Source organism: Stutzerimonas marianensis (genome assembly GCF_022810315.1).
GTDB lineage: Bacteria > Pseudomonadota > Gammaproteobacteria > Pseudomonadales > Pseudomonadaceae > Stutzerimonas > Stutzerimonas marianensis.
Map to the genome: position 1 here is coordinate 264,681 of NZ_JALGRD010000009.1, position 17,923 is coordinate 282,603.

At 63.2% G+C, this 17,923-nt stretch carries 16 protein-coding genes and 1 tRNA gene; 11 read left to right on the forward strand and 6 right to left on the reverse strand.

Features of this window, described 5'->3' with window-relative positions:
• The first annotated feature begins 411 nt into the window (after window positions 1–411).
• The 4 genes from MST27_RS17270 (at window position 412) to MST27_RS17285 (ending at window position 2,643) form a co-directional block, all read left to right on the forward strand.
• Window positions 412–1,239, forward strand: coding sequence for a hypothetical protein (locus MST27_RS17270; RefSeq protein ID WP_243607172.1), 828 nt, complete (start codon window positions 412–414; stop codon window positions 1,237–1,239).
• Window positions 1,236–1,676 (forward strand): phage holin family protein, encoded by a 441-nt coding sequence (locus MST27_RS17275; RefSeq protein WP_243607173.1) that lies wholly within the window; start codon window positions 1,236–1,238, stop codon window positions 1,674–1,676. Before MST27_RS17270 ends, MST27_RS17275 begins: the two co-directional genes overlap by 4 nt.
• A complete protein-coding gene (locus MST27_RS17280; RefSeq protein ID WP_243607174.1) occupies window positions 1,673–2,485 on the forward strand; it encodes a DUF3618 domain-containing protein in 813 nt (270 codons plus the stop codon). The genes MST27_RS17275 and MST27_RS17280 overlap by 4 nt, the downstream gene beginning before the upstream one ends.
• 82 nt (window positions 2,486–2,567) lie before the next feature.
• Window positions 2,568–2,643, forward strand: a tRNA-Thr gene (locus MST27_RS17285).
• Between the two features lie 138 nt (window positions 2,644–2,781).
• Here MST27_RS17285 and MST27_RS17290 read toward each other — a convergent pair.
• On the reverse strand, window positions 2,782–3,735 hold the full coding sequence (locus tag MST27_RS17290) for an alpha/beta fold hydrolase (protein ID WP_243607175.1): 954 nt from the start codon (window positions 3,733–3,735) through the stop codon (window positions 2,782–2,784).
• A 117-nt stretch (window positions 3,736–3,852) separates the two neighbouring features.
• On the opposite strand from MST27_RS17290, the gene MST27_RS17295 reads away from it, so the two are divergent.
• On the forward strand, window positions 3,853–4,686 hold the full coding sequence (locus MST27_RS17295) for an AraC family transcriptional regulator (protein WP_243607176.1): 834 nt from the start codon (window positions 3,853–3,855) through the stop codon (window positions 4,684–4,686).
• Between the two features lie 279 nt (window positions 4,687–4,965).
• Entirely contained in the window at window positions 4,966–6,930 is a 1,965-nt protein-coding gene (locus MST27_RS17300; protein WP_243607177.1) for a methyl-accepting chemotaxis protein, read from the forward strand.
• A 77-nt stretch (window positions 6,931–7,007) separates the two neighbouring features.
• Here MST27_RS17300 and MST27_RS17305 read toward each other — a convergent pair whose 3' ends face one another.
• From MST27_RS17305 to MST27_RS17315, 3 genes are all read right to left on the reverse strand, one after another.
• A complete protein-coding gene (locus MST27_RS17305) occupies window positions 7,008–7,328 on the reverse strand; it encodes a hypothetical protein (protein WP_243607178.1) in 321 nt (106 codons plus the stop codon).
• Window positions 7,329–7,604: 276 nt separating this feature from the next.
• Entirely contained in the window at window positions 7,605–8,846 is a 1,242-nt protein-coding gene (locus MST27_RS17310) for a polysaccharide pyruvyl transferase family protein (RefSeq protein WP_243607179.1), read from the reverse strand.
• Entirely contained in the window at window positions 8,843–10,114 is a 1,272-nt protein-coding gene (locus MST27_RS17315) for a lipopolysaccharide biosynthesis protein (RefSeq protein ID WP_243607180.1), read from the reverse strand. The genes MST27_RS17310 and MST27_RS17315 overlap by 4 nt, the downstream gene beginning before the upstream one ends.
• 315 nt (window positions 10,115–10,429) lie before the next feature.
• Here MST27_RS17315 and MST27_RS17320 point away from each other — a divergent pair, with 315 nt between their 5' ends.
• The 5 genes from MST27_RS17320 to MST27_RS17340 all read left to right on the forward strand — a co-directional run bounded on the left by MST27_RS17320 (window position 10,430) and on the right by MST27_RS17340 (window position 14,608).
• Entirely contained in the window at window positions 10,430–11,305 is an 876-nt protein-coding gene (locus MST27_RS17320) for a YihY/virulence factor BrkB family protein (protein WP_243607181.1), read from the forward strand.
• A 161-nt stretch (window positions 11,306–11,466) separates the two neighbouring features.
• Window positions 11,467–12,582 carry an N-acetylglucosaminyl phosphatidylglycerol synthase gene (locus tag MST27_RS17325; protein ID WP_243607182.1) on the forward strand — a complete coding sequence of 372 codons (1,116 nt, stop codon included), beginning with the start codon at window positions 11,467–11,469 and terminating at the stop codon, window positions 12,580–12,582.
• On the forward strand, window positions 12,575–13,339 hold the full coding sequence (locus MST27_RS17330) for an N-acetylglucosaminyl phosphatidylglycerol deacetylase (RefSeq protein ID WP_243607183.1): 765 nt from the start codon (window positions 12,575–12,577) through the stop codon (window positions 13,337–13,339). The genes MST27_RS17325 and MST27_RS17330 overlap by 8 nt, the downstream gene beginning before the upstream one ends.
• Window positions 13,336–14,328, forward strand: coding sequence for a glucosaminyl phosphatidylglycerol flippase (locus MST27_RS17335; RefSeq protein ID WP_243607184.1), 993 nt, complete (start codon window positions 13,336–13,338; stop codon window positions 14,326–14,328). The genes MST27_RS17330 and MST27_RS17335 overlap by 4 nt, the downstream gene beginning before the upstream one ends.
• 88 nt (window positions 14,329–14,416) lie before the next feature.
• Entirely contained in the window at window positions 14,417–14,608 is a 192-nt protein-coding gene (locus tag MST27_RS17340; protein ID WP_243607185.1) for a CsbD family protein, read from the forward strand.
• Between the two features lie 57 nt (window positions 14,609–14,665).
• On the opposite strand, the gene fdxA is transcribed toward MST27_RS17340, so the two are convergent.
• Together fdxA and mutS are read right to left on the reverse strand one after the other, a co-directional pair.
• Entirely contained in the window at window positions 14,666–14,989 is a 324-nt protein-coding gene (fdxA, locus tag MST27_RS17345; protein WP_243607186.1) for a ferredoxin FdxA, read from the reverse strand.
• Between the two features lie 131 nt (window positions 14,990–15,120).
• Entirely contained in the window at window positions 15,121–17,691 is a 2,571-nt protein-coding gene (gene mutS / locus MST27_RS17350; protein ID WP_243607187.1) for a DNA mismatch repair protein MutS, read from the reverse strand.
• Between the last annotated feature and the right edge of the window lie 232 nt (window positions 17,692–17,923).

The window sequence follows — 17,923 nt, forward strand, 5'->3', positions numbered from 1 at the left end:
CCGTTTTTTTATGCGCGGCGCATTATCGAGAGCCTGGCGTGCTGTTCGTCGGCCGCGGTTCGCTTGGTTTTATTGCCAGCCCCGTTATCGTCAGGTTGCTTCCTTATATATGTCATGCCAAATAGCGTTTCGCTTGTTTTGAGACCGCTTCGCTTAATGCGAGCCAATACGCGGGATTGCGCCTGATCGAGGGCGAACTGCCAGTAAGCGGGAGTTGCTCACGCATCTGTTTGGCCCGCGAACCGTTTGATTCCACGCATTTTTTCGTGCGTGCAAAAGAACGGAACTCAAAAAAGCCCCCCCGGTCACCTTATATGTGCGCACCGAAACTACACAGTTCGCGGTAATCGCAGTTTGCTGTGTTCTACGGACCGTGGTCTTCCGGCCAAGCCATATTAAAAGGTGAATCAAATGACTACACCCGACGAAGAAATTACCGGTTACGGTGGCCTGCCAAAGACCGGCCCCGACAATACCTCCTCGGCGACCACCAGCTCGACCTCCACGGCGGGCCATGGCGCGTCTTCTTCGGCATCGACATCTTCAGGCGGTGCCGGCGCGACCGAGGACGCCAAGGCCAAGGCCCGGCAGGTCGCGGATCAGGCGAAAGCCCAAGGCAGAAGCCAGCTCGACGGTTATCGGGAGACCGCTGCCGACGAACTCGAGCGGGTCGCACAGGGCGCCAAGGCAGCCGCCGAGCAGCTCGAGGGTGACGACCGCTTCGGGCTCTCCGGCTATGTGTCCGACATGGCGCAGAGCATGGTTCGCCTGTCGGACGATCTGCGCGGCAAGAGCGTCGATGAGCTGGTCCAGGACGTCAACCGGCTGGCCCGCAACAATCCGGCGCTGTTCATTACCGGCAGTATCGCGCTCGGCTTCGGCCTGACCCGCTTCGCCCGGGCGTCCAGCAAGCGTGCCGCCGAAGGCGACTATTCGAGCCACCGGCCGAGCATGCATTCGCACCGGGACGACAGCCAGCATTCCTCGAGCCAGCAGGACCTGAACGACCGCCTGAACACGGGCGAGCCGGGCACCATCGGTAGCGTCAGCAACGCCGGCGTGTCCTCGGCGACCAGCACCTCTCGCCAGGGCGTAGGCACCGGAGCAGCCACGGGCGTCGGTACGTCCAGCAGCTCGACCGACCTCAGCAATGGTTTGGGTGTTGGCTCCAACCCGGCATCCGGACTGTCCAGTTCGAACCGTAATGGCAAGGGCACTGACGGAGGGCTTTATCCATGAGCGAAGCACGCAAGACACCTCACGTGACGAGCACGCCGGAACCGGGCATGCGTAGTGAAAACGATACGTCGGTGGGCGGGCTGCTGCGGCAGCTGACCCAGGAGGTACCGGCACTCATCACCAAGGAGCTGGCCCTGGCGAAGGCCGAAGTCAGCGAATCCGTGCGCGCCACCAAGGCCGGTGCGGCAAGTGTCGCCACCGGAGGCGCGGTGTTGCTGGGTGGTTTCATCGTCCTGCTGATGTCCGCCGTCTATGGCCTGAGCAAGGTCATGGAGCCCTGGTTGGCGGCGCTGATTGTGGGCGGTGTCGTGGTGGTGATCGGCCTGATCATGGTGTCGGCCGGCAAGAAGAAATTCGAGGCATCGTCATTCAAGCCCGAGCGGACCATCCACTCGGTCAACAAGGATAAAGAGGCGGTAAGGGGGCATACATCATGAGCACACGTAACCAGATAGATGCCGAAGCACAAAAGGATCCGGAACAGCTCGAGCGCGAGATCGACCAGAAGCGTGCCGACATCGGCAACATCGTTCATGCGCTTGAAAACAAGTTGTCTCCGGGTGAACTGATCGATACGGCCCTGGGGTACGTCAAGGGTGGCGACGGTGAGTTCTTTTCCAACCTGAGCAATACCGTCAAAGCCAACCCCGTACCGACGGTGCTGACTTCCATCGGGTTGATCTGGATGATGGCTGGGCAGAATCGTCAGCCGCATTCCAACGTGACCACCACTGGCTACACCGGCACGTCCCATGGTCCTTCGATGGGCGAGAAGCTGTCCGCGAAGACCCAGGGCATCAAGCAGCAGGGCGCGGGTATGAAGGAAAAGGCTTCGCAGATGTCGAGCAGCGTTTCGGAGTCGCTCGGCCAAGCACGTACCCGTGCCAGCGACTCCACGCGGCAGGCTTCGCAAAAGCTGCGTGGCGGCGCCGACCGGGCCCGAGGAGGCTTCAATCAATTGCTGCAGGAGCAACCGCTGGCCCTAGGTGCCATCGGGATTGCGCTGGGTGCATTGATGGCCGCTGCCGTGCCTCCGACCCGTCGCGAAGACGAGATGCTGGGTGAGACCAGCGATCGAGTCACCGACCAGCTGCGCAGCAAGGCGGAGGAAGGTTACCAGCGCGTGTCGGCCAAAGGCGAAGAAGTCGCCGAGCAGGTCAAGCAGGACATGCACAGCGACACCGGCAACCGCTCCATGTCTGGCTCGGCTGCCACCGGTGCCGACTCGACCCGCGCCGGGCTCTGACCCGAGCCGAGCGAAGCGACCGAGAATTCGGCTTCGCGGGCTTGAGTCCGCGAAGCCGAAATCCGATAATGCGCCGCGCCATGCCGGTGTAGCTCAGTAGGTAGAGCAGCGCATTCGTAATGCGAAGGTCGCAGGTTCGACTCCTGTCTCCGGCACCATCAAGTGGATTCATGCAGCGCCAAGCAGTCGCGTGAATCGCCCAATAAGCCCGCCCCGTGCGGGCTTTTTCGTTCCGCTACGAAGCCGCAAAAAAAGCCGACCGTGGAATCCATGGTCGGCTTGGTGAAGCGGGCGGCTCAGTCTTTGAGGAAGTTCAGCAGATCCTTGTTGAAGCGATCCTTGTGTGTGTCGGTCAGACCGTGCGGGGCGCCGGGGTAGACGATCAGCTTGGCTCCCTCGATCTGGGCGGCGGATGCCTTGCCTGAGATGTCGAGCGGCACGATCTGGTCGTCATCACCGTGGATCACCAGCGTAGGCACGTCGAATTTCTTCAAGTCGTTCCGGAAATCCGTGGCCGAGAATGCCGCGATGGAATCGTAGGTGTTCTTGTGGCCGGCCTGCATGCCTTGTGACCACCAGTTGTCGATCAGCCCTTGCGAAACCTTGGCACCCGGGCGGTTGAACCCAAAGAACGGGCCGGACGCAATATCCAGGTAGAGCTGAGAGCGATTCTCCAGCGACGCCTTGCGGAGGCCATCGAAGACTTCCAGCGGCACGCCGTTGGGATTGTCTTCGGTCTGCAGCATCAGCGGTGGTACGGCACTGACCAGTACGGCCTTCTTGACCCGCTCGGTACCGTGGCGACCGATGTAGCGTGCTACTTCGCCGCCGCCAGTGGAGAAGCCGACCGTAGTGATGTCGTCGAGGTCGAGCGCCTCGATCACGGAGGCCAGATCGTCGGCGTAATGGTCCATGTCGTTGCCTTCCCACGGCTGGCTGGAGCGCCCATGTCCGCGACGGTCGTGAGCGATTACTCTGTAGCCCTGGTCGGCGAGGAAGATCATCTGCGATTCCCAGCTATCCGAACTCAGCGGCCAGCCGTGGCTGAAGGTCACGACCGGGCCGTTCTTCGGGCCCCAGTCTTTGTAATACAGGCGTACGCCATCGGCTGTGACGATGTAGTTGCCGTCCACGGTGGCGCCGGCTGCGATCTGCGCGGGCGTGGCAGAGGGTGCTGCTTCGGCGGTGGCGCCGGCTTGAAGGGTGATCGCGAGCATGCTGGCGGCGACGGTGCGAAGGGTGGTGTTCATGACGGTGGTTCCTCTCGGTTGGGTGGCCGGTCGGTATTGCCCGGTGAGAGAAAGTTTGCGCGTGCGGGTGGAACCTTTGGTGATAGTAAGTCTTGAAAACTTGATCAGGAGTTCGAAATGGTAGACCGGCTCGCCTCGCTGATGACGCATTTCCCCGTAGGGGCGCAAGTCTTCAATACCGGTCCGCTATGCGGCCTCAACACACTTGAGAGTGACGGCGCGCATGGGCAGCTGCACCTGGTGCGAAGCGGTGCAGTCGAGGTGCGCTACGAGCGAAAGTCGATACAGATCGAGCGACCCAGCCTGTTGTTGTTCCCACGGCCCCTGACGCATCGTTTCGTCACCGATCCGCAGCGTGGCGCGGACATGGTTTGCGCGAACCTGTCATTCGAGGGGGGCGCAGGCAATCCGATCGCATCGGCGCTGCCGGATGTCGTCTGCCTGCCGCTGGACTCTATTGCAGGTGCCGAGCCGGTGCTGTCGTTGCTGTTCGAGGAGGCCTTCGCGCAACGATGCGGTCGCGTCCCGCTGATCGAGCGTCTGCTCGAGGTGGTGATGATCCAGCTGCTGCGGCAAGTGATGGAAAGTGGCGAGGTGCAGAGCGGGATGCTGTCCGGGTTGGCGCATCCGCGTCTACGCCACGCGCTGGTGGCGATGCACGAGCGTCCGGCGCAGGACTGGACCCTGCATGACCTGGCCCAGGTCGCCGGTATGTCGCGCAGCATGTTCGCGACAACCTTCCACAGTGTGATCGGGATTACGCCGGGGCAGTATTTGCAGAGCTGGCGCGTACGGTTGGCCCAGAAAGCCCTGCGCCGCGGACGGCCCTTGAAGGTGATCGCTTCCGAGGTCGGCTACGGCAGTGAAGCCGCGCTGTCGCGCGCGTTCAAGGTGCAATCGGGGCAATCGCCCCGGCAATGGAGAGCGGTATTCCAGGCAGCTGAAGCCTGAAGCTGGAGCCGATGAACGGCAAATAGTTGGCGCTGTTTTATTGACCTGGGTCAGCGGGGCGTCTGCCGCAGCACGGACAATGCGCGCACCCAGGACGGTACCGATCCGGCGCCCATAGGTGTCACGGAGCGGCAGGGCCCGCAGGCATCGCACCTGCAGAACCCCATAGAACGATGCTGACCGCGTCCGTGCGCAGGCCGAGCCTGACGCGGCCGCTTCTGCAGCCATGCCTTCGTCATTTTGGCTTCCGGTCATGTACCCGGAGCACCGAGGTCCACCATGTTGAAAAATCTGTCGCTGAGCTCGAAGCTCATTCTGATCCTGCTGTGCCCGCTGTTGGGGTTCCTGTGGCTGGCGAACCTGTACATCGCCGACAGCTACGACACGCTGAAGCAAATGGAAAACACCGTTGGTGCAAGTGAGGCGGCGCAGAAGGTCAGCCAATTGATCACCACCCTGCAGCGAGAGCGTGGTGCCAGTGGCGTGTTTCTCGGGAGTCAGGGCCGCACCATGGCGCAGCGGTTGCCGGGGATGCGGCAGGCGACCGACGAGGCACTCAGGGCTGTGAAAACGACACTTGCTGGTGCTCAGGCCGTGCAGGTCGGCGCTGCACTGACAGCCCTCGATGCGCTTCAGGCCACGCGCTCGCAGATCGACACCTTTGCCATCAATAACGTCGAGTCCGGTGCCCGGTACACCGGCTACATCAAGGCGCTCATCGGCTTTACCCATGCCGTGGAACGCAGTGTCGAGGATGCCGGACTGGCGCGCGCGCTGGGTGGGTTGAACCAGTTCATCGAGATGAAGGAGCGGGCGGGGCGCGAGCGCGCAATGCTTGGCGTGGTCTTCAATCAGGATCGCTTCGACGCACCCCTGCTGGCGTCATTCAGCCGCAACCTGGGCGAGTTCTCGGCGTACATGGATGGCTTTCGCCGTGCGGCTGAGCCTCGCTTCATCGCGCTTCTCGACGAAAAGCTGCGGCAGCCGGGCGCACTGGAAGTCGCCCGGCTCCAACGTCTGAGCTTCGAAGTGCCGATCGGGCAGAGCCTTGGCATCAACAGCGAAAGCTGGTTCGAAACAGCCACCCAGCGCATCGACCTGATGGGCGAGCTGGAGCAGGCGTTGGCGCAGGATGTCGGCGAACTTGCCGCGCAGGCGAGGGACGAGGCGCGCCGTGCATTGTGGGTGACAATCGCTGCGGTGGTCCTGGCACTCTCGGCCGTCGCCGGGCTGTCGTACCTGATCATTCGCAACATCAAACTGGCGGTGCGTGACGTCAATCAGGCGCTGGTCGCGTTGTCCGGGCGTGACCTGACGGCCAAGGCGCGCTACGAGGGCAAGGACGAGTTCGGCGAGATCTCCCGCAACCTGAACGCCATGGCGATGGAGCTTCAGCAGGTGGTCGGCGAGATCAGCAACGCAACCGCCCAGGTGGCGACGGCCGCGGAAGAATCCTCGGCGGTTACCGTGCAGACGAGCGAGAGCATCGACCGGCAGCGCCAGGGGACCGAGTTGGTGGTGACCGCGATCAACGAAATGAGCGCGACCGTTCGGGACGTGGCCAGGAGCACCAGCGACGCCGCCGAGCTGTCCCAGCGGCTGAACACGAACACCGCGCAGGGCCGGAACGAGATCGAGAACACCATCAGCCTCATCCGTCAGCTCTCCGGCCAGGCCGACGAGACGGCCGACATCATCGCGGAGCTCAAGCGCGAGAGCGATTCGATCTCGTCGGTGCTGGATGTGATCCGTGGTATTGCCGACCAGACCAACCTGCTGGCGCTCAACGCCGCCATCGAAGCGGCCAGAGCGGGCGAGCACGGGCGCGGTTTCGCCGTGGTGGCCTCGGAGGTCCGTACCCTGGCGCAGAAGACGCAAGAGTCGACGGGCAGCATCCAGGACATGATCGCCAACTTGCAGGGCGGCGCTGACCGAGCCGCGCGCTCCATGCAGGAGACCCTGTCCAAGGCGCAGGCCGGTTCGAGCAATATCGGGCGGGCAGGGGAGCTACTGGCCGAGATCGCCGAAGGCGTCGCGGCGATCAGCGACCGCAACGTCCAGATCGCCACGGCTGCCGAAGAGCAGAGCGCGGTGGCCGAGGACATCAATCGGAACATCGTCGAGATCAACGACGTGGCGATTCAGGTCAGTGCGGGTGCGGAGCAGACGGCCATGACCAGCCTTGAACTCGCGCGCCTGGCTGAGCAGCAACAGCAACTGGTGGGGCGGTTCAGAGTGGCCTGAAGGCGGCCACCGACGCTATGCGCCGGCTGCGTGGTCTAGCCGTAGACGCCCGCTTTGAAAGCGGGCGTCTGCGTTGTTCAGATGAACACCTGCCTGCGGCTGCCCCGCGGCAGTCGGTTACGGCCGGGCAGTTGCGCCAGGCGTTGCTGCCATTCGGCGCGGGGTGAGAGGGTCACGACCGCCTTGGCTGCTTGTGCAGCGGCGGTTTTTTCAGCCTTGGCCGCCGCGCGTAGCTCGGCGAGGCTTGGCGTCTTGCGTACAGGCTCACTCGCCGACTTCTCGACCGAGCGAAGACAGAGCTTGCAGGAAACCTGAGCGATTTCCGGGGAGCGATTCAAGCTCGACCCGGTGCGCCCACATGCGACAGTGTCCTGAGAGGCGAGGTAGTGAATGACCAATGTATTGTCTCCTGCTTTTTCGGGGCGCGGATTCTACACAGTCGTTCGGTGCGTGTCGGCCAGTTTTTTCCTGCTGAAACAATCGCTTGTGCGCTGTCAGTTGCCGCTCTGCAGGTCGTGGATGACCTGCCTCACGGGCAGTCGGGCCCCCGGCCAGGTCGCCCGCCTGCAGCCGGTCGCAACAGTACGCCCTCTTGTTTGGTGCCCGAGGTGTTGTAACCCCTGACACCGACCATGCTGGCCTGCACTAATGGCTCGAGGGAGCGATGACCGACCTCAGCCTGCCGTGACCGTCTCCGGCTTCGGCTGTTGCGACCTGGCGCTTTCCCCTCGTGCCGGGGCCTGGTCGTAGAGCGCGACCATGTGGTCGAGATTTGCCCGGACACGGGCCTTCATCGCCTCGATCACGGTGTCCAGTTCGGCTCGCTGGCTTTCTCCGAAACTGTTGATCAGGTTGGTGCCGATCTGGCTGATCTGCGGTACTTCGGCGAAGCCGCACGACTGCTTCGGTACCCAGGTCTCCAGGAAGCTCGACAACTTGATCACGCGCTGCGGCAGCAGGGCGATCTGCGGAACGGCATAGGCCAGCGCGGTGATGGCGCCGTGCAGGCTGGTGCCGCAGTACAGTTTGCTGGTCGCGATGCAACCGATGATGTCCTCGATCTTGCCGCTGTCGACCCGGTAGGCGCGCTCGGCGCCCAGCAGGCTGTACAGCTTGTCGAGCGGTTCGTCGTCGGAATGCCCGGGTGCCTTGCCGATGGTCAGCAGCGCGATCTTCAGGCCCGTGTTCACGTTCAACTCGGTCAACTGCTGAGCGATGGCTTCGATGCGGCGCTTGGCGTGGTGATCGGAGATGTGGAACACGATGTGGCCGGCCTCGGCGGGGTCCACCTTGGGGGTGAAGATGTCGGAGATGAGGATGGCGCTGTCGGGTACGAGGTTGTGCTCGATGCCCAGCTTGTCCAGTTCGGCCGAGGTTTCCCGGTCACGCACCGAGACATAGGTGCAGTCCTGCAGGTTGCGCTTGATCGCCGCATGGATCAGCGGCTTCTTGCGGCTGATCTCGTTGCCCCCGACGCTGTTGTACATGACCTTGTAGCCGGGCAGGTCGCGCTCACCGAGCACCAGGGGGATGTCCGACGGGATGGAGGTAAACAGGCGGCTCAGGCGAATAAACGCCTTGTGCCCGATCAGGTAGGGACTGGCCTTGATCGGATAGTAGATGGCCTGGGGCGCAAGGTAGCCGATGATGCTCTCCCATTGAGCGGTCAGGCATTCACCGCCCGCGACGATGAGCATGGTCTTGGGCTGGTGGCGCGTGGCATCCAGCGCCTTTTTCAGAGGCATGGTCGGCAAGGCACCGTAGCTGGACAGGTTCGACGCCTTGGTGGCCGCGATCAGCACTTCGAAGCGGCCATCGGCCTCCAGGTAACGCTTGAGGACGATTGCGAAGAGCAGGTCGCCATAGTTGTGCCGGTCATAGGCTCCGTAAGCGATTACGTTAACCCGGTCAGTCATGGCGTCGGACTCCTTTCGATGGTCTTGAACTGCACGTAGAGCAGAGCGTTTTTCAGCGCCAGCGCGACGGCCGTGGCGAAGCACGCACCGTTCACGCCGTAGCGCGGGATGAGGATGAGGTTGAGCGCGAGGTTGACCACGCAGGCCACGATGTTGTTGTGCATGTAGCGCCGGTGGTTGCCGGTCATGGTCATGAAGATGCCCAGCGGGCCGGCGGCCAGGACGAAGAAATAACCCAGCGCCAGAACGAGCAGCGGGTAGACGCCCTGCTCGCGATACTCAGGGCCGAACACCGCGAGGATGTATTCGCGCAGCAGACCGATGGCGAGCAGGATCAGCAGGGCGAGGGCCAGCATGAAGCGCGAGTACTTGCGCACGATTGCGAAGGCGCCCCTGCGGTCGCCCTGGGCCCAGCGGCGGGAGATGTCAGGCCCGATGGTGCCGTTGATGATGAACAGCAGGGTGGTCGACAGGGCGGCGATCTTGGCGGCGATGTAATAGATGCTGACGTCGCTGGCCGAGCGTAGTACACCGAGCAGCAGTGTATCGGACAGTTCGATGACGCTGTTCATCACGGCGATGAGCATCAGGGGAACGCACAGCACCAGCATGTCCCGCCAGCCCATGGGGGCGTCCGAGCCTGCCGAGGGCAGGTGTGCGTGGGCGCGCCAGATGGAGCCGGCGATCGCCAGGGCGAAGGCGACGGCGAAGCAGCCGACCACACTGGTCAGCTCGCTGCCCGTGGCCGCGACGAGCACGAGCGTCAGCGCAGGTTGAAAGGCGGTCTGCCAGAACAATCCCTCGCTGGTACGGTGTTTGGCCTTGAGGGTTTCGCTGGAAATGCTCAGCAGCGACAGGCCCAGCGCCGTGACGGCAAAGAGCACCGCCGCATGAGCGACGTTGGCCTGGGTGGTTTCCGAGAAATACACCACCCCCAGTCCGACCAGAAAGGTCGGGATGTTCATCGCCGCCGCCATTAGCAGGGCACGGTTGAAATAGCTGCGTTGCTGCCCCTCGGGCAGCGATGAGATGTTCTTCAGGCAGGCGATGTCCAGCCCGAGGCGGGCGAGCAGCGACAGGAAGATGCCCAGCGCGATGCAGAAGAAAACCGTACCGGCCAGGTCCGGGACCAGCAGGCGTGCCAGGAGAATGTTGAGGCCGAGCGTGGAGGCGGCGCCGCTGCCCTTGGTGAGGATCAGGCGGGCGTACTTGAACAGGTCGGATTTCATCGTGGGGCGTGGGGCATCCGTTGCGTAGGCCGATTTCATTCGTGCTCCTGCGGTCGCGTCAGCGATGTAGCCATCTCTGGCCTCTATCCCGTTGCCAGCGAGGCGGCGAACGACGAGTGGTCCGCAATCATCCTGTTGCATCGGCCGATTGTGGGACTCCATCCAGAGCCTCCAGAGCAAGGAAAGTTCCGCCGGGCCGTGGAAACGCCGGGCGTCAAGGGCAACGGTTGTACGGTCGCGTGGCGTGCGACCGTGAAGCGGCATCGGCTCGATGTCGGGATCTGCAGCGAACTCTCGTCAAGGTGGGCCGTCCCAATTCAACAGCTTGGTTTCTTGACGGGTAGGGGATTGACGATGGCGTTGCTGGACATGGGCGGGATAGGCGTATTCGAGTTGCTCAAGCGCACCCTCAAGGATTTCAGCAAGGACGACATGACGACCTACGCCTCGGCGCTGGCCTACCGTGGCATCTTTTCGCTGTTTCCCTTTCTGCTGTTTTTCATCGCCATGCTGGGCATGCTCGATCTGCAGGATTTTTTCACCTGGCTGCGTGAACAGGTCTCGCTGGTCCTGCCCCCCGATGCGCTGAATCTGGTCAATCCAGTGATCGATCAGTTGCAGAACCAGAAAAGCGGCGTGTTGTCGGTCGGGATCCTCGTCGCGCTCTGGTCGGCCTCGATCGGCATTCGCTCCCTGATGAACGCGATGAACCGAGCCTACGACGTCGAAGAAGGTCGGCCGACCTGGAAGCTGATGCTGCTCTCGGTCGGCTATACCATCGGCTTGGCGGTCATTCTGCTGTGTGCGGCAGCGCTGATGATCATCGGCCCGCAAGTGATGGAGTGGCTCGCCGATCAGGTCGGTCTGAAGGACATCGTGGTGACGCTCTGGACCTGGTTGCGCTGGCCGGTGATCGTGTTCCTGATGATGCTCGTGGTGGCAGTGCTCTATTACGTCACGCCCGACGTGGAGCAGCGGTTTCGCTTCATCACGCCTGGCTCGGTCGTGGCGGTGATCGTCTGGATCGCGGCCTCGATCGCTTTCGGCATCTACGTACAGAACTTCGGCAACTACGATGCGACCTACGGGAGCATCGGCGCGGTCATCGTCCTGTTGCTGTACTTCTATATCTCCGCAGCAGTGCTGCTGTTCGGTGCCGAGATGAACGCGGTGATCGAGCACGCTTCGACTCAGGGCAAGGACGACGGAGACAAGCGTATCGACAGTTGACGGCCGTCGGCGGGGCGGCGAACGACCGGAGATGCCGGCGGTCCATTGAATCATTGCAAAACCTTTCGGGATGGACCGGCAGGCGACGTCGGGTCTGATCCTGCGTTTGCGCTTTGCGTCTTTCCGAAAGTACTGCGCTGAGATCACGGAGACGCTCCATCTTGCATATCGCAGACATGACCATGTTCTACGCCCCGGCGAGCGGCGGGGTGCGCACCTACCTCGAGGCCAAGCATCGCCGCCTGCAACTTTACGCCGGGGTCCGTCATAGCATCCTGGTGCCGGGTGACCGCCATCAGCACAGTGCGGGCATCTATCAGATTCCGGCGCCGGCCCTGCCATTCGGCAAGGGCTACCGCTTCCCGGTGCGACGCGCCCCGTGGCGCAACCAGCTGCGCATCCTTCATCCTGATGTCATCGAGGTGGGCGATCCCTACATGACCGCCTGGGCCGCACTGGATGCCGGGCGACGCCTGGACGTCCCGGTGATCGGCTTCTATCACTCGGACCTGCCCCTGCTGGTCAGTAATCGCATCGGCGACTGGCTGGGCACCAACATGAATGGCTACGTGTCACGGCTGTATCGCAGTTTCGACCGTGTGCTCGCGCCCAGTCGCGTCATGGCCGAGAAGCTTCAGCAACTCGGCGTTCCCGATGTCTACGTGCAACCGCTCGGCGTGGATCTGGAAACCTTCCGCCCGGACCGCCGCGATGCGGAAATCCGCGACAGGCTCGGGCTGGATGAGGAAACCCGGCTGATGATCTTCGCGGGCCGGGGGTCGCGGGAAAAGAACATCCATGTGCTCTTGGATACCGCGCGTCAGCTGGGCAAGCCCTACCACCTGCTGCTGGTCGGGTCGCGCATGCCGCGCCGTGTTCCGGACAACGTCACCGTCATCGACCATTTCTGCCCTGCCGCGGAGGTCGCACGCTACATGGCCAGCGCCGACGTGCTGTTACATGCCGGCAATCAGGAAACCTTCGGCCTGGTCGCGCTCGAGGCGATGGCGAGCGGAATTCCGGTGGTTGCCGCGCGAGCGGGCGCACTACCCGAGTTGGTCCCGTTTCACACCGGTCGCCTTTGTCGGCCGCTGGATGCCGTCGCCATGGCACAGGCGGTGCGCGAGCTGTTCGAGGATGACCCGCGGTTGATCGGTGCGCAGGCGCGGCAGCATGTTGAGGCGCACCATGCCTGGGATGCGGTGGTGGCCGGGTTGCTCGCGCACTACCACGCCGTGCTCGGCACGGCCGAGCTGCCGGTCGCCGTCCATGGCTGATTCGTCCGTACTCTTGGTGTTGCACGACGTGGCGCCGGAAACCTGGCCGGATTACCGCGAGTTCGTCGCAGCGGTCGATCGGCTGGGGCAGATTCCGATGTCCTGGCTGGTGGTTCCGGATTTCCATCGCCGCAATCCGCTCGACGCCAGCCCGGACTTCTGCCGGCTGCTGGATACGCGACTGGCGCGTGGCGACGAGTTGATTCTGCATGGCTGCTACCACGCCGACGAAGCGCCACCGCCGCGCTCTCCGCGGGATTGGTTCATGCGCAGGGTCTTCACCCATGAGGGTGAGTTCTATCCGCTCGACGAAGACGAGGCGATGCACCGGCTTGAGGCCGGCATGGCGCTGTTCAGCCGATTGGGATGGCCTTTGCACGGCTTCGTGCCGCCGGCGTGGCTGCTCGGGCCCGGCGCGCGGCGGGCGTTGGCGCGCAGCGGGCTGACCTACACCAGCGATCCGGGTCATTTCTACTTGCTGCCCGACTATCACCGCATCGAGGCGCCTGGATTGGTCTGGAGCGCCCGTAGCGCCTGGCGTCGCGGCATGTCACGCGTGGTCAGCGAACAGATGCTCAGACGTCATCACCAGGCGCCGCTGCTCCGGCTGGGGCTTCACCCGGTGGACATGCGGCACCGGCTCTCTCGTGAATACTGGCTCGATCTGCTGATTCGCCTGCTACGCGACGGGCGCCGGCCGATGACCAAGATCGACTGGCTGAACCAGCATCGGCGCGCGGCGCGCGAGGCGGCATGAGCCGTCGTTGGTGGCTGCTGGGCGGTGCGCTGCTGACCGCGGCGCTGGTGCCGCTGCTGCTGGGCGGCAGTGGATTGTTCGAGCGGTTGCAGCGATTTCCGATCGACCTATTGTTGGTCATGCTCGGGATGATCACGCTCGGCTGGTTCCTCAATGCGCTGCGGTTGCGCCTGCTGGTCGGCTGGCGCCGGCTGACGCAACCGCGCGCCCTCGGGATCGTCATTGCAACGGAGTTCGCCATATGCGCCACGCCCGGTGGCGCTGGTGGCCCGCTGACCATGATGGCGTTGCTGCGCCGGCGCGGTATCGCCGCTGCGCAAGGCACGGCGACCTATGCGGTCGAGCAGCTCTCCGACCTGCTGTTCTTCGCCTGCGCGCTGATCGGCGTGCTGATCTACGCGGTTACCCATTCGCTGAACAGCTATATCGCCAGCCTGCTGGGTTTCAGTGCGGCGCTGCTGGCGGGGTTGATCGTGCTGCTGGCCTTGCTTGGACGCTTTCACCGCCAGGTGTTTCTCTTCAACGGCTGGCTGATCGACCGTGTGGGTGTCAGGGCGCATCGCCGGCTCAGCTGGGCGCGCAAGATGTTGAGCTTTCGTAACGCCCTGCTTGAATGCTTCCGTTTGCCATGGGCGGTTCTGCTCGGTGTTTTCGTGCTGACGACGCTGCACTGGCTGCTGCGCTACAGCGTGTTGTATTTCACCCTCCAGGGGCTCGGCAGCCAGCTTGCCTGGGCGTGGACCTTCATCGTCCAGCTGCTTTCATTGACGGCGGGTCAGCTGAGCCTCTTGCCTGGCGGCGCCGGCAGTGCCGAACTGGCTTCGGCCGCGCTGCTCGCCCCGCTGGTGGGCAAACCGACCGCCGCCGCGGCGATCCTGATCTGGCGCTTCGTGACCTACTACTTCTACCTCATCGCCGGCGCACCGCTGTTCCTGCACCTGGCTGGACGACCCTTGCTGAACCGACTGGTACGGGCACGTAGCAGCTGACGGGGCGGTACCGTTCCTCGGTCAAGCGAAACTATCGCCGTGCTGCTGCAGTCAACCGAATGCAACCCATAGCAAAGAGGGACACGCCATGAGCAGTACTGAAGACAAGATGAAAGGCAACCTCAACGAAGCCGCCGGCAAGGTGAAGCAGGGCGTCGGCGAAGCGACCGACAACGAGCGCATGAAGGGCGAAGGCCAGCGCCAGGAAATCAAGGGCGACGCCCAACAGGTCAAGGGTGAAGCCAAGGACACCGTCAAGAAAGGTGTCGATCGCACCTGACGATCGAGCAAAACAAAAATGCCCGCTTCAGCGGGCATTTTTGTGGGCGGGGGTTTATTACCGCTCGAGGTACTGAAGCTTGTCTTTCACGCCATCCCAATCCTCGGCATCGGGAAGCGAATCCTTCTTCTCGGTGATGTTCGGCCAGATATCCGCCAGATCGGCGTTCAGCTGGATGAACTCTTGCTGTTCATCCGGCACCTCGTCTTCCGAGAAAATCGCCTGGGCAGGGCACTCCGGCTCGCAGAGTGCGCAGTCGATGCACTCATCCGGATGAATGACCAGAAAGTTCGGGCCTTCGTAGAAGCAGTCCACCGGACAGACTTCCACGCAGTCGGTGTATTTGCATTTGATGCAGTTGTCGGTGACGACGAAGGTCATTCTAGCTATCTCCTCAGGCGTGTCAGGTGGCGTTACGGTGACGCCCCTGTTCGGCAAGGGCTATGTCGGTACCAGGCAAATACCGCTCATATCCAAAAAATGCGCGCGATTCTAGCAGCTTTTTTTGACCGTCAGACGCGCGTTTTCAGGTTGTATAACAGCTCCAGTGCCTGGCGCGGTGTCAGGTCATCGGGGTTGACCCGTCCGAGTTCTTCGATGACCGGGTGCGGAAGGCTGGCGAACAGGTCGTTCTGCATCGGTGGCGCGGGCTGTCCGGCGGCTATTTTCGGCGCTTCGTGCGGCAGGCTGGTGGTTTCCAGCCGCGACAGATGGTCGCGCGCGCGCTGGATCACCGGAGCGGGGACGCCGGCCAGTTGCGCCACGGCCAGGCCGTAGCTCTGGCTCGCCGGGCCGGGCAGGACGTGATGCAGAAAGACGATGCGCTCGTTGTGCTCGGTGGCCGAGAGGTGGACGTTGGCCACGACCGGCTTGCTTTCCGGGAGTACGGTCAGCTCGAAATAATGCGTGGCGAAGAGGGTGAAGGCGCGCAGCTCGGCCAGGTGTTCGGCTGCCGCCCACGCCAGCGACAGCCCGTCGAAGGTGCTGGTGCCGCGACCCACTTCATCCATCAGCACCAGGCTGCGGTCACTGGCGTTATGCAGGATGTTGGCGGTTTCGCTCATCTCGACCATGAAGGTCGAACGCCCGCCCGCCAGGTCATCGGACGAGCCGATGCGGGTGAAGATGCGGTCGACCAGTGACAGCTGGCACGCCTTGGCCGGTACGAAGCTGCCGATCTGCGCGAGCAGGACGATCAGCGCGGTCTGGCGCATGTAGGTCGATTTACCGCCCATGTTCGGGCCGGTGATGACCAACATGCGGGTGTCGTCGTCCAGGGCGAGGTCATTGGCGACGAAGGGCGTTTGCAGCACCTGCTCGACGACGGGGTGGCGGCCCTGTTCGATCTGCAGGCAGGGGTGGTCGACGAGGCGCGGGCGGTTGAGGTCCAGGTTCAGGGCACGCTCGGCCAGATTGCTCAGCACGTCCAGCTCGGCCAGGGCGGCGGCGCTTTCCTGCAAGGGCGCGAGGTGCTCGATCAGCCGCTCCAGAAGCTCTTCGTAGAGCTGCTTTTCGCGGGCCAGCGCGCGGCTTTTCGCCGAGATGGCCTTGTCCTCGAACGCCTTGAGTTCCGGCGTGATGAAGCGTTCGGCGCCTTTTAGGGTCTGCCGGCGAATATAGTCGGCCGGCGCCGACTCGGCCTGCTTGCTCGGCAATTCGATGAAATAGCCATGCACCCGGTTGTAGCCGACCTTGAGGTTGGCCAGGCCGGTGCGGGCCTTCTCCCGGCTTTCCAGGTCCATCAGGTACTGGCCGGCGTTCTCCGACAACGACTGCAGTTCGTCCAGCTCGGCGTCGTAACCGGTTTTCAGGACGCCGCCATCGCGGATCACCGCCGGTGGGTTGTCGATGATCGCGCGAGCCAGCAGTTCGGCCAGCTCAGGATAAGTGCGGATGGTCGCAGCCAGCTCGATCAGGTGCGGTGCGACGAGTTCGCGCATGCCGTCTTGCAGCAGCGGCAGCGCAGCGAGGGCATCACGCAGCCGGGCCAGATCACGCGGGCGAGCGTTGCGCAGGCCGATGCGCGCGAGGATCCGTTCGAGATCGCCGATTTCCTTGAGCTGAGGCTGGATCTGCTCGAAGCGGTAGTGCTCGAGCAGGCAGGTGATCGAATCCTGGCGTGCCTCGAGCAAGGTGCGATCACGCAGCGGGCGGTTCAGCCAGCGGCTGAGCAGGCGGCTACCCATGGCGGTCTGGCAGCGGTCCACCACCGATTGCAACGTGTTATCCCGCCCACCGCCGAGGTTGATGTCCAGCTCGAGGTTGCGCCGCGTCGCGCCATCGAGAATCACGGTCTCGTCGAGGCGCTCATGGCGCAGGCTGCGCAGATGGTGCAGGGCTGTGCGCTGGGTTTCCTTGGCGTAGGCGAGCAGGCAACCCGCCGCGCCGATTGCCAGGGTCAGTTTTTCGCAGCCGAAGCCTTTGAGATCCTGGGTGCCGAACTGCTGACAGAGGCCTTTGAAGGCGCTGTCGCGGTCGAAGTCCCAGGGCGCACGGCGGCGAACACCGCGCCGCTTTTCCAGCGGCAGGCCCGCGGGCCAGTCGTCGGGAATCATCAGCTCGGCGGGATTCAGTCGCTCGACTTCGGCCAGCAAGGTTTCCCAGCCGCCGAATTCCTGCACGCTGAACCGCCCGCTGGTGATATCCAGCACTGACAGCCCGAACAGCCGCTCGTCGCCCACCACGGCAGCCAGCAGGTTGTCACGGTGCTCGTCGAGCAATGCCTCGTCGCTGACGGTGCCCGGCGTGATGATGCGTACCACCTGACGCTCCACCGGGCCCTTGCTGGTCGCCGGGTCGCCGATCTGCTCGCAGATGACTACCGATTCCCCGAGCTTGACCAACCGACTGAGGTAGCCTTCGGCCGAATGAAACGGAATGCCCGCCATCGGAATCGCGCTGCCGCCGGACTGACCCCGTGCCGTCAGGGTAATGTCCAGAAGCTTGGCCGCCTTTTTGGCGTCGTCATAGAACAGTTCATAGAAGTCGCCCATGCGGTAGAACATCAGCTGGTCCGGATGCTCGCGCTTGAGTTTCCAGTATTGCTGCATCATGGGTGTGTGATGAGACAGGTCTTGTGACATAGGGCTCGATACTTGGAAAACGGTGTGCTGGAAGAACGCAAGGCAGCGCCATCTGGCCAGCGCCACGACGCCTTGGCGGGCTGTTCACTGGCCGGGTGAGCGAAACCGGCAAGGTTACCATGGGCCATTGCGGGAAGGCTGCGGTCGTGTCGCATGGATCGATCAGGTCCGTGCACCTCGCGTAGGTAGAGGAGTTACCCAATGATCAGCCCTGACGATTCCTGGAGTGCAT

Coding starts and splice junctions, on each gene's coding strand:
- MST27_RS17280 (WP_243607174.1), top strand. CDS start 1,673: ATGAGCACACGTAACCAGATAGATGCCGAAGCACAAAAGGATCCGGAA.
- mutS (WP_243607187.1), bottom strand. CDS start 17,691: ATGTCACAAGACCTGTCTCATCACACACCCATGATGCAGCAATACTGG.
- MST27_RS17330 (WP_243607183.1), top strand. CDS start 12,575: ATGGCTGATTCGTCCGTACTCTTGGTGTTGCACGACGTGGCGCCGGAA.
- MST27_RS17315 (WP_243607180.1), bottom strand. CDS start 10,114: ATGAAATCGGCCTACGCAACGGATGCCCCACGCCCCACGATGAAATCC.
- MST27_RS17290 (WP_243607175.1), bottom strand. CDS start 3,735: ATGAACACCACCCTTCGCACCGTCGCCGCCAGCATGCTCGCGATCACC.
- MST27_RS17320 (WP_243607181.1), top strand. CDS start 10,430: ATGGCGTTGCTGGACATGGGCGGGATAGGCGTATTCGAGTTGCTCAAG.
- MST27_RS17335 (WP_243607184.1), top strand. CDS start 13,336: ATGAGCCGTCGTTGGTGGCTGCTGGGCGGTGCGCTGCTGACCGCGGCG.
- MST27_RS17340 (WP_243607185.1), top strand. CDS start 14,417: ATGAGCAGTACTGAAGACAAGATGAAAGGCAACCTCAACGAAGCCGCC.
- MST27_RS17310 (WP_243607179.1), bottom strand. CDS start 8,846: ATGACTGACCGGGTTAACGTAATCGCTTACGGAGCCTATGACCGGCAC.
- MST27_RS17295 (WP_243607176.1), top strand. CDS start 3,853: ATGGTAGACCGGCTCGCCTCGCTGATGACGCATTTCCCCGTAGGGGCG.
- MST27_RS17300 (WP_243607177.1), top strand. CDS start 4,966: ATGTTGAAAAATCTGTCGCTGAGCTCGAAGCTCATTCTGATCCTGCTG.
- MST27_RS17275 (WP_243607173.1), top strand. CDS start 1,236: ATGAGCGAAGCACGCAAGACACCTCACGTGACGAGCACGCCGGAACCG.
- fdxA (WP_243607186.1), bottom strand. CDS start 14,989: ATGACCTTCGTCGTCACCGACAACTGCATCAAATGCAAATACACCGAC.
- MST27_RS17270 (WP_243607172.1), top strand. CDS start 412: ATGACTACACCCGACGAAGAAATTACCGGTTACGGTGGCCTGCCAAAG.